Below are 11278 nucleotides of genomic sequence, written 5' to 3'. Positions count from 1 at the left end.
CGCTACTTGGACGTACTCGGGACTTTAACCCGTTAGATAATACCCATGCCGGGCGCACATAAAAAATAAAAGACCATCATGGTCTTTTATTTTTCAACTTCCTCTCTTGTCGGAATTGATGATGAGGATCCTTTACGAGTAACTGTAATCGATGAGGCACGAGAAGCTAACTTTAAAGTCTCTTCCATATCTAATCCACGAACGAGCCCTGAAATAAAATACCCGATAAATGTATCGCCAGCTGCCGTTGTATCAACTGCCTCCACCTTATATGCTGGTTGCTCAATCATTACATCCTGATAAGTATATAAAACACCTTTACTCCCTCGAGTTAATAAGATATGGGTATTTGGATAATTTACTTTTAAGGCCTCTAACACTTTGAAATCATTTGTCTCTTTTGTTAAATCTTGTCCTTCAATCTCATTTAAAATTAAATAATCTACAAGGTGTAATGGAATATCTTTAATTTGTTCATTAAATGGTGCTGGATTAATAGCGATTTGAAGTCCACGTTCATAAGCTTTCTTCACAATTAACGGCATCTCATTAACTTCATTTTGAAGTAATAATAAATCTCCTGATTCAAAGTGGTTTAAAATTTCATCAATTCGTGTTTCATTAAACTGATGGTTCGCACCTGGATAAACAAGAATACAGTTTTCTCCATGAGCATCAATTTGTATAATCGCATGACCACTTGGTCCTTCTACTTCGTATAAATAATCGGTCTTAGCTCCATGTATTTCTAAGGCCTGACGAAGAATCATCCCATCTTTTCCAATTAATCCTGCATGATAAACTTCCACGCCTGCTTTAGCTAAGGAAATCGATTGGTTTAATCCTTTTCCACCACTAACGATTTCTAAATTATGAACCGTTTGGGTTTCACCAGGTCGCACCATGTGATCCACCTCATAGATATAATCAATATTACATGAACCAATATTTAAAACTTTCATTTTTTCACTTCCTATATTAGCGACATATTCGTTTCATTGTAGCAGTTGAAACAATACTCCATCATATCAATTATAAAGGCCTCATCGTTTATTAATCAATAACTTTTACCAACTATTATGCACGTAAAAAGCACTGATTTTTCAGTGCTTTTTAGATTATTTATTAAACGTTAAAATGACTTTAAATAAGTCTCCATCAATGTGAATATCTAATGTTCCACCTTGAAGTTCAACAAAGCTTTTTGCAATCGCAAGACCAAGTCCTGAACCTTCCGTATGACGGGCTTGATCACCGCGTACAAAGCGTTCTGTTAACTCATCAACGTCTACATTGATTTCATTGGCCGACATGTTTCTAAATATAATTTGAACCGATTGTTCTAAATCAACAATATCAATATAGGCACGTGTATGTGGCATTGCATATTTTGTCATATTTAAAATCAAATTATCAAAAACGCGGAACGTACGCTCGCTATCAAGCATCAATAGTACTTTATGCTCTGGGAAGTTGCGACGAATCATTAAGTTAGCTGCATCAATTTTATCTTCGAGTTCAAGTAAAGTTTGTTTCATTAAAGAAATTACTTCTACTTCTTGAAGATTCATTGTAATGTTCCCGCTACTTGCTTTACTCATCTCAAATAAATCTTCAATTAATATTTTTAAACGTTGCGCTTTTTGATCAAGTGTTTCTAAATATTGTGCTCGCTTTTCTTTGTCTAAATCTTCATCTTTTAATAAATCGGTGTATGTGATAATAGACGTTAAAGGTGTTTTCAAATCATGCGAAACGTTCGCGATTAAATCTGTTTTCATTCGCTGACTGCGCACTTCAGCCTCAACTGCCTTTTTGAATCCACCTTGAATATGCATCACTTCCTCTTTAAACGCATTGAAGATTCCAAGATCTTCATCAATTTCAACCTCAAGATTTCCCTCTGCTAATTGTTCAGTCATTTCAAATAATTGTACATAATCTTTTTGCGTCTTCATGAGGTATTTGCGAAGTAGCACATATAAAACAATACTGTAAATAAATACTCCTATAATTCCGAAGAACCACCCTAAACAGAATAATGATAGTAGGATACATTGAATGCCTACTAAGAAGAATAATTTCTTTGTATTTTTCTCTTTCAAATCGACTTTTAAGAACTTTCTTAATTTTCTAAATAAGAAGCGGCATCCACGGTACGTCCAACAGCTTTCTGTAAACGTCACTTTCCATCCTTGTTTAAATAAGTTTTTAACATATAAGCAAAGAACGTAAATCCAAGCTAATGCTAAGAACCAAACAAAAATATTCAATATCATCATACTGATATCAACCATGTCATAAGTCATATAAATATGTAAGAGATCTGTAAATTCTGAGTTTAGTGTACTAAATACTAGACTTGGTAACATTTCAATAAAAATTGCAAACGGAAGGGTTGCGGTTAGTAATAGTGTCTCAACTGGCCAGCTTAAAATACAATTAACTAATTTACTTTTGCTAATTACTTTGACTGGAATAAAACAACTAAAGATAAAAACCAATCCAATTACCATTAAACTTATTGGTATTAATGCCTCCTGTATCCCCCAGTAAGAATAATACTCCTGTGAACGTGAAATCTCATCATAGTGCAATAAGACTTTAGGCACAGCATAAACAATTGTCATATTTTTAATCGGATGAACTGGAATATTATCGTAGTTTTGTAATAGTTTTATGTCTTCTAAATAGCCTTTAACTTCTTGTTTAGGATCAATGACAAGTGAATCGTATTTTGAATGTTTCATAAAATCAGCACCAGACAACTGATTAACTTTTAAGTTCCCCACCGCATCGTATTCTAAAATAACATAGTATTGATATTGCTCTTCAACTTGACTATTTGTTGAAGACATTAGCAAGGATTCTAATGATTCATCGCCTATTTTTTCCTTCGTCTCATGCACCATCGCAAAATAATATAAGTTTGGTAAATTATAATCCACATAATTGTGCACAAAAATATTTTTTAGATTTTCTAAACCTTTATTTAAAACCGGGTTAATGATAGCTAATTGCTCATTTTCTGATAAATTAGTGAATTGTTGTTTGGTCATTTGTTCAATCTTAGAAGTAGATGGGCAAATAGGTTGTGTATTTGTAGAAACCGACTCTTTAAATAAGTTAGACGTCTCCGTCTCTCCATCGTCTACCTGACACGTATTATATTCATCATAAATATAACCAGGAGCTTGTAAAATTTGAAAGATTTCCAATCGATCTTCAACAGATTCTAATGGAAAAATATCTTCTAATGCCAAGCTTTTCCCATCTTTACTTTGTACTAATTGTTCAAAATAAAGTTGATAATTTCGCGCATTCATCTTTTCATAAAAATCATAATCTTCAAAATAGCTATAACTTCTTAGCTTAGAAATATCATTAATATTATGATAATTGACATAGACTCCAACTGATAAAAATAATAAAAATAAACAGGAAATCACTGAAATAAAAATTTTACTGTTTTTCAATTTTGTAGCCAACGCCCCACACCACCTTTAAATATTTTGGATTTTTTGGATTAATTTCAATTTTTTCTCGAATGTTACGAATATGAACCATGATCGTGTCTGTATTCACCGCATTTTCATTCCAAATGCGTTCATAAATCTCCTCAGCAGGAAAGACCCTTCCCGGATGCTTCATAAGTAAATTTAAAATTTTGTACTCGATTGGTGTTAATTTTACTGGTATTTCATCTACTGTAAATTCTTTTGTTTCAGTATTCATCTCAAGTCCCCCAATTGTCATAAGATGATGATTTTCTTCTTGTTTAATTGTAGAAAATCTTTTATAGCGTCTAAGCTGAGAGTTAACGCGTGCTAATAATTCAAGTGGACGAAAAGGTTTAGTGACATAATCATCAGCTCCCATATTTAACCCCATAATCTGATCCACCTCTTCTGATTTAGCAGATAACATAATGACTGGGAAGTGATAATTCTCTCTTAATTTCATTGTAAATGTAATCCCATCCATCTTCGGCATCATCACATCGACAATCGCTAAATCAATAACAGTTGATTCAACAATCTCTAATGCTTCAATACCATTTCCCGCAATACTTACTTTATACCCCTGATTACTTAAATACGCTTCAATGGCAACTGCGATATCTCTTTCATCTTCAACGATTAAAATATGTGATTGATTCATAACATCCATCTCCCTAAGCTGATATTTTCTACTATTATACCATTTAGGAACAACTCACCCCACTCTCTTTGTTTTCATGACACTATCTTAACCATAACACCTAAAGAAATAGTCTAAATAAAACTTAAGATTTTCTAAAGAAATGAAAAAGGATATCTTCATAAACTGAAGACATCCTTTTAACATTTTTTATTTTTTAGATTTTAAAGCACGCGTACTATTCATAACCGCTAGAATTGTCACACCAACATCGGCAAAAACTGCCGCCCACATGGTTGCTAGTCCACAAGCAACTAAAATCATGACTAAGATTTTAACGCCTAAGGCAAAGATAATATTTTGATATAAAATCATACTTGTTTGTTTGGCTTTGTTAATCGCTTTAACTAATGCCATTGGATCATCTTCCATTAAAACGACATCAGCTGCTTCAATCGCTGCATCTGAGCCGATACCACCCATGGCAACACCAATATCAGCACGGGCAAGAACGGGTGCATCATTCATTCCATCCCCAACAAAGACTATATTTTTATCTTTTGTTTTATGTGCTAATATCTCTTCGACATGTTCAACTTTTTGATGAGGTAATAAACCAGCATAAACTTCATCTACACCAAGCTCTGCTGCCACTTTTTTAGCAACGCCTTCGTGATCACCCGTCAACATCACCACTTTTGAAACACCAAGTTGTTTTAATTTTGCAATGGCTGCTTTTGAATTTTCTTTGATTTCATCTGCAATCACCATATAACCAACATAAATTTGATCAACAGCCATATGAATAATCGTTCCGACAGCATCAACATTAGCTGTACCTATATTCGCACGTTGCATCAGTTTTGCATTTCCGATAAGTACTTCTTTATCGCCAACAAATACTTTTACCCCATGTCCTGCTATTTCTTCATATTGTGATAAAACCGTTGTATCTATCACTTGAGTATAAGCATCGACAATTGATTTTGCAATTGGGTGCGTTGACTGACTCTCTGCATAAGCTGCTAATTCAATGAACTCTGCTTCATTCATATTCACAGGTTTGATTTGGCTTACTTTAAATACCCCTTTTGTTAATGTTCCTGTTTTATCAAATACCACCGTTTCAACATGATTTAAAGCTTCTAAGTAGTTTCCACCTTTAACTAACACCCCTTGTTTGGATGCGCCACCAAGACCAGCAAAGAATCCAAGTGGAATAGAAACAACTAAAGCACAAGGACAAGACACGACTAAGAAACTAAGCGAGCGATATAGCCAAGTTGAGAAATTCACTTGGAATACGAATGGAGGGATGATGGCAATAAGCACCGCTAATAAAACAACAATCGGTGTATAGACACGAGCGAATTTCGTAATAAATTTTTCAGTTTGTGCTTTCTTAGATGAAGCATTTTCGACTAATTCTAGAATACGCGCGACTGTTGACTCTCCCGCTACTTTAGTGACACGAACTTTAACTAACGCATTCGTATTAATACATCCGGCTAAAATTTCTTCTCCTACAGAAATAAGACGTGGTATTGATTCACCTGTTAACGCTGATGTATCTAAATAACATTCTCCTTCAATGATTTCCCCATCAAGTGGAACACGTTCACCAGGTTTAATCACAATCAAATCACCAATTGAAACAGCTTCTGGGGCAACTTCTTTTGTTCCTGATTCAGTGACTAAGTTCGCATGATCGGCACGAATATCAAGTAGACTACTAATAGATTTACGTGAACGATTAACGGCATAACTTTGGAATAGTTCACCGATTTCATAAAATAACATCACGGCAATTGCCTCTGGATACTCACCAATGGCGAATGCTCCCACTGTTGCCACCATCATTAAAAAGTTTTCATCAAAGATTTCACCACGCGTAATGTTACGAAAGGCGGTTAATAATACTTTTCCACCAATCAATAAATAGCTGACTCCATATAAAACAACTTCTAATATCCCTACTGGTTTAAAGGTATGAATAGCTAAGAAAATAATGACACCAAGTAATAACCAAGCATTTTCTTTAATAAAACTAAACACTTTCGATGAAGATTCATTATCTAACGTTTTATGAGAATGTTCATGACTATGTCCTGCTTGACCATGATGAGACTCTGTATGTGAAGAACAACTTCCTCCACAACAGCTACTTTTATGAACGACCTGTGTTGAGACACGTTCTTCAACAACAACATGTGGCTCTAATTGCTTCACAATACGCTTAATTTCAGTGATGACATCTGTTTTAAGCGCTGATTCTTTTATTAATACTGTTAACTGACTCGTTGAAAAATTGAGATTAGCTTCTTCAACTAATTCTAGACGATTGACACGATCTTCAATTTTATTGGCACAATTGGCACAATCTAAACCAGATAAAGTTAATTTAAATGTTCTATCGTTCCCCATAAGGTTCGCCTCCCATCTATCATATGAATGATTATTCATATATTCATATTATCAGTATATGCTTGAGGGGAATAATTGTCAACTCAATTGCCTACTTAAAATACTACTTTCTTCCTGTCTATATATACAAAGTAAAAAGTACTCTATCTATCTCAATTCACCCTTAATTCTTAAAATACTTTGATAGTGGGTTCCCTACGCTAAATAGTGAGTTTACGAACTCTTAGCTATCCTCCACTGGTAGGGTAAGGCCAAATAGAGTCACGATAAATTTTCTCTCTAGAAATTTATCGTGACTAACATAATTCGTACTGACTCATCATCGTCAAGACTAAATTAAGATCTTCAATTTTTATCTTACCACTGAGATTAATAATAATTCCTTCTTCAGCTAATTGTTTTAAAATGCGATTAATACTTCGGATATTTGATCCTAATTCCTCAACAATTAATACTTTTGGAATACAGTTATTCTTATATTGGCTAACATATTTCCAAATATAAAGTAAGACTTGGTATTTTAATGGATAACTAACTGCCGATCGCATCTTAATACCTGTATTAATCAATTTTTCAGCTAATTGTCTGACAATATATAATGAAATATTGAAGTCATGTTCCATCCATTTCAAAAAATGCTCACGTTTAATCACATACATTTCCCCATCTTCCATCGCTTCTACAAAACAAATCACTACACTATCAGTGAACACTTCAACATCACCAAGCAATCCTCCTGCTTCGTAAATTCGCATTAAATGTTTTGCCCCATTTTCTGATAAGGAATAGGTCTTCAGCTTTCCGCTCTTTAAAATAATAATCGAATCTAGCCGATCCTCTGCATTTAAAATAATCTCCTCTTTTCGAAATGATTTCACTTCATACTTACCTCTTAAAAATGAACTCGTTTCGAGTTCTTTCATCAATAATGACACGTCCTGCCTCCTTCTTAAACTAAACTGGACAAATGTCCTCGCTCCTTAAGATTTATTTTGTTATTATAGTCTACAATATTAATCTAAACAAGGAGTGTTAATTTTGAACGATTCATTACAAACATCCCCTATTCACAAATTATTACTAAAATATTGTATCCCAGCCATCGTCAGCATGATGACTGTTTCACTCTACAATACGGTTGATCGTGTTTTCATTGGTCACATTCCTGATATTGGGTCACTCGCTTTAACCAGCCTCGGAACAGTGATGCCATTTATTACGATTATTTTAGCTTGTGAGCTTTTAATTACTTATGGAGCCATTGCTAATCTTTCAATTAAACTAGGAGAGAAAAATCAACTAATGGCAGAAAAAATATTAAATCAAGTCCCTGGTCTTGGAGTAATGATAAGTTTACTTCTCATGATTATCTTCTTTATCTTTAAAACACCACTTCTAGAACTCTTTGGAGCAAATAAAATCATCTTACCACTAGCATCAGAATATTTAAATGTGATGATTCTCGGAATCCCATTCTATATTATTGGTTTTTCTTTAATGGCTACGATTCGATCAGAGGGTAACCCAAAAAGAGCAGCTCTCATTCTAATAATGAGTTGTGTCATTAACATTGTTCTAGATCCTATCTTTATCTTTGGGCTAGGATTAGGAATTAAGGGGGCTGCTATTGCTACCGTCCTCTCCTATCTTGCTGTTTTTATTTATGTCTTTTACTACTATAGTATTGGAAAGTCAAATTTAAAGTTAAAATGGACTTACTTAAAACCTGAATTATCACTTATCAAGCCTATCTTACTATTTGGGTTATCTACTTCTCTTGTTCAGTTAATAACAGCTTTAATTCAAGTTTTATTTAATCGTTCATTAGCCTATTACGGTACACCTTTATCGATCGGTGCGTTTACGACGGTAACAACGATTACAAATTTAGCCCTAATGCCTGCTGTTGGAATTAATCAAGGGTCAGTTCCTATTATCGGTTATAACTACGGTCAGAAACGTTATGATCGTGTAAAATTAACATTTATTCAAGGAACTTTAGCAGCAACTGTTATTTTTACGATTGGATTTATTTTAATTCAACTAATTCCAGACATTTTAATTCGTTTCTTTAATTCAGATGACTCACTGCTACCCTCTACAACTGAGGGACTTAAACTTTACTTATTTAGTCTGCCCCTTTGTGCGTTAACAACAACCGCACCAAACTTCTTTCAAGCAATTGGACAATCTAAACTTTCGATTTGGCTTGTTATTCTTAGACAGATTATCTTACTAATTCCACTAATTTTAATTTTACCCAAATTTATAGGGTTAAATGGGGTCTGGTTAGCACAACCTATTACTGATTTAATGATTGCCATCATTTCTTTCTATCTAATTAGAAAGGAGTTTAAGCGATACTCAAGTGTTTAAGGAGTGACCCTTTGAATGTTCGATAAATTAAAAATCAATAAAAAATATCTTAATATAGGTCTAATTACGCTAATGATTGGAGTCCTTTTACTGTTCGTTTATCAAGTCTCCCGTCATTCAGTCGATATCTTTCTATTTTTTAAAAATTTATTTTTTAATTTTTTAGCTGTCATTTCTCCAATTATATACGCCTTTATTATTTCTTATATTTTATATCGTCCCCTATTATTTATCGAACATTACTTTAAAAAACTATGGGATAGATGGACAAAGGTTAGCTTATCATCTAAGACCTATCGCTTAATCAGCCTTCTTATCCTTGTCATTATAGTATTTGGAACAATTACTTTATTGATAAAATCTATCGTACCACCATTATTCCAAAATCTCCTGACTATTGGAGAAGATATTCCAAATTTTCAAACAATTTTAACAGAATGGCTTTCAAAGTTAGTACCTTACTTTAAATTGATTCATATTACAGAGAATCAAATTCATCAATTAACGACTTATATTACGGGCTTTTTGAGTGGATTTTTAACTAAAATTTTTGCCTCAGGAACAGGGATGGTCACAAATGTTGCTACCTTTTTTATTAATCTTTTTGCGACACTCATCTTAACTTTTTATTTTCTAAAAGATAAGGAGTCCATTTTTATCGCCATTGATAAAATTGCAACTGTGACTCTTTCAATCAATACCAAACTTAAAATAAAGAGATTTCTGAAGGATGTCCATGAAATATTTGGCGGCTTTATTTTAGGTCAACTATTAGATGCTCTGATTGTTGGTATTGCTTCAACGATTCTTCTTTTAATTATTGGGCATCCATTTGCTTTATTAATTGGATTCATCGCTGGTATTACAAACGTGATTCCGTATATTGGTCCTATTATTGGTGCTGTTTTAGCCTTCATCTTAGGATTATTTACAAGTGTTAAGCTGGGACTTTTAGGTGCTCTGTTATTAATTATCTACCAACAGATTGATGGAAACTTTGTACAACCTAAAATTCTTGGGGAAAGCGTCGGACTAGCGCCAGTATGGATTTTCATGGCGATTTTAATTGGAGGAAATTACTTAGGTGCTTTTGGGATGATTTTAGCAGTTCCGATTGTCGCCTTACTAAAACTTTACATTGAAAGACGTCTTGTTAAACTTCAGGGTAAGAATTAAATTCCCTATCAAAAAGGCTACCAAATGGCAGCCTTTTCATTTAAATAATCTGAAATATATGACTTTAAGACAATTGTTTCTCTTCATTCGTCAATTGGAAAATGAAACATTTTTATTTATTTTTTTCACAAATTCCGTTATAATTACTGTGAGGAAGAGAAGACTAAGCAAGAATTTGCAGAGTTCTCAATCCAATAATTTAATAATACAATGGAGGTAACAACATGTTAGTTTCTGCTAAAGATATGTTACAAAAAGCCTATGAAGGTAAATACGCTGTTGGTCAATTCAACATCAACAACTTAGAGTGGACTAAAGCTATCTTATTAACTGCTCAAGAAAACAACTCACCAGTTATCTTAGGTGTTTCTGAAGGTGCTGCAAAATATATGTGCGGTTACGAAACAATCGTAGGTATGGTTAACGGAATGATGAAAGAATTAAACATCACTGTTCCTGTTGCATTACACTTAGACCACGGAAGCTACCAAGGTGCTTTAGACGCTATGGCAGCTGGATTCTCTTCAATCATGTTCGATGGTTCTCACTATGCAATCGAAGAGAACATCGCTAAAACAACTGAAATGGTTAAATTAACTGCTGAAAAAGGATTATCTTTAGAAGCTGAAGTTGGATCAATCGGTGGAGAAGAAGACGGTGTAGTTGGTAAAGGTGAAGTTGCTGACCCAGCTGAATGTAAACAAATCGCTGACTTAGGAGTAACTATGTTAGCTGCTGGTATCGGAAATATCCACGGTAAATACCCAGAAAACTGGGCTGGATTAGCATTCGATGCTTTAGAAGCAATCAACGCTTCAACTGGAAATACTCCATTAGTATTACACGGTGGAACAGGAATCCCAGAAGAAATGATCAAAAAAGCAATCTCTTTAGGTGTTGCTAAAATCAACGTTAACACTGAATGCCAATTAGCATTCCAAGAAGCTACTCGTAAATACATCGAAGCTGGAAAAGATTTAGAAGGTAAAGGATTCGACCCTCGTAAATTATTAAACCCAGGATTCGAAGCGATCAAAGCTACAGTTAAAGAAAAAATGGAATTATTCGGATCAATTAACAAAGCTTAATTATCTGTTCCATCTTAAAAACGTCTACGAAAGGTAGACGTTTTTTTATTTATTCGGTTCTATAATATTTGGTG

Annotated in this window: 8 protein-coding genes; 3 read left to right on the top strand and 5 right to left on the bottom strand. The window is 33.9% G+C overall.

The genetic code is table 11. The features are described 5' to 3' along the window. Window positions 1-86: 86 nt before the first annotated feature. The 5 genes from NEH74_RS13085 to NEH74_RS13065 all read right to left on the bottom strand — a co-directional run bounded on the left by NEH74_RS13085 (window position 87) and on the right by NEH74_RS13065 (window position 7499). The gene (locus tag NEH74_RS13085; RefSeq protein ID WP_055306003.1) at window positions 87-962 is read right to left on the bottom strand and encodes a ribokinase; all 876 of its coding nucleotides are present in this window, start codon (window positions 960-962) and stop codon (window positions 87-89) included. A gap of 156 nt (window positions 963-1118) precedes the next feature. Continuing rightward, window positions 1119-3488: a sensor histidine kinase gene (locus NEH74_RS13080; protein WP_055306002.1), complete on the bottom strand. Its 2370-nt coding sequence runs from the start codon at window positions 3486-3488 to the stop codon at window positions 1119-1121. Then, window positions 3463-4161 (bottom strand): response regulator transcription factor, encoded by a 699-nt coding sequence (locus tag NEH74_RS13075; RefSeq protein WP_055306001.1) that lies wholly within the window; start codon window positions 4159-4161, stop codon window positions 3463-3465. Before NEH74_RS13075 ends, NEH74_RS13080 begins: the two co-directional genes overlap by 26 nt. Window positions 4162-4350: 189 nt before the next feature. Continuing rightward, a complete protein-coding gene (locus tag NEH74_RS13070; RefSeq protein WP_055306000.1) occupies window positions 4351-6564 on the bottom strand; it encodes a heavy metal translocating P-type ATPase in 2214 nt (737 codons plus the stop codon). A gap of 296 nt (window positions 6565-6860) precedes the next feature. After that, the gene (locus NEH74_RS13065) at window positions 6861-7499 is read right to left on the bottom strand and encodes a Crp/Fnr family transcriptional regulator (RefSeq protein WP_055305999.1); all 639 of its coding nucleotides are present in this window, start codon (window positions 7497-7499) and stop codon (window positions 6861-6863) included. A gap of 94 nt (window positions 7500-7593) precedes the next feature. Here NEH74_RS13065 and NEH74_RS13060 point away from each other — a divergent pair, with 94 nt between their 5' ends. The 3 genes from NEH74_RS13060 to fba all read left to right on the top strand — a co-directional run bounded on the left by NEH74_RS13060 (window position 7594) and on the right by fba (window position 11204). Next, window positions 7594-8940, top strand: coding sequence for an MATE family efflux transporter (locus NEH74_RS13060; protein ID WP_238581314.1), 1347 nt, complete (start codon window positions 7594-7596; stop codon window positions 8938-8940). 15 nt (window positions 8941-8955) lie between these two features. Further along, window positions 8956-10116 carry an AI-2E family transporter gene (locus NEH74_RS13055; RefSeq protein WP_055305997.1) on the top strand — a complete coding sequence of 387 codons (1161 nt, stop codon included), beginning with the start codon at window positions 8956-8958 and terminating at the stop codon, window positions 10114-10116. A 224-nt stretch (window positions 10117-10340) separates the two neighbouring features. Next, complete coding sequence (fba, locus tag NEH74_RS13050; protein WP_055241894.1) at window positions 10341-11204, top strand: class II fructose-1,6-bisphosphate aldolase; 864 nt, start codon at window positions 10341-10343, stop codon at window positions 11202-11204. Window positions 11205-11278 lie beyond the last annotated feature (74 nt).

This window comes from Turicibacter sp. GALT-G1 (genome assembly GCF_025594995.1).
GTDB lineage: Bacteria > Bacillota_I > Bacilli_A > MOL361 > Turicibacteraceae > Turicibacter > Turicibacter bilis.
The sequence above is the reverse complement of the archived record's forward strand: the minus strand, read 5'-3'. Positions and strand labels throughout refer to the sequence as shown.

Bases quoted from the DNA above. Each gene is read 5' to 3' on its own strand.
- NEH74_RS13085 (WP_055306003.1), bottom strand. From the start codon at position 962: ATGAAAGTTTTAAATATTGGTTCATGTAATATTGATTATATCTATGAG.
- NEH74_RS13075 (WP_055306001.1), bottom strand. From the start codon at position 4,161: ATGAATCAATCACATATTTTAATCGTTGAAGATGAAAGAGATATCGCA.
- NEH74_RS13070 (WP_055306000.1), bottom strand. From the start codon at position 6,564: ATGGGGAACGATAGAACATTTAAATTAACTTTATCTGGTTTAGATTGT.
- NEH74_RS13055 (WP_055305997.1), top strand. From the start codon at position 8,956: ATGTTCGATAAATTAAAAATCAATAAAAAATATCTTAATATAGGTCTA.
- fba (WP_055241894.1), top strand. From the start codon at position 10,341: ATGTTAGTTTCTGCTAAAGATATGTTACAAAAAGCCTATGAAGGTAAA.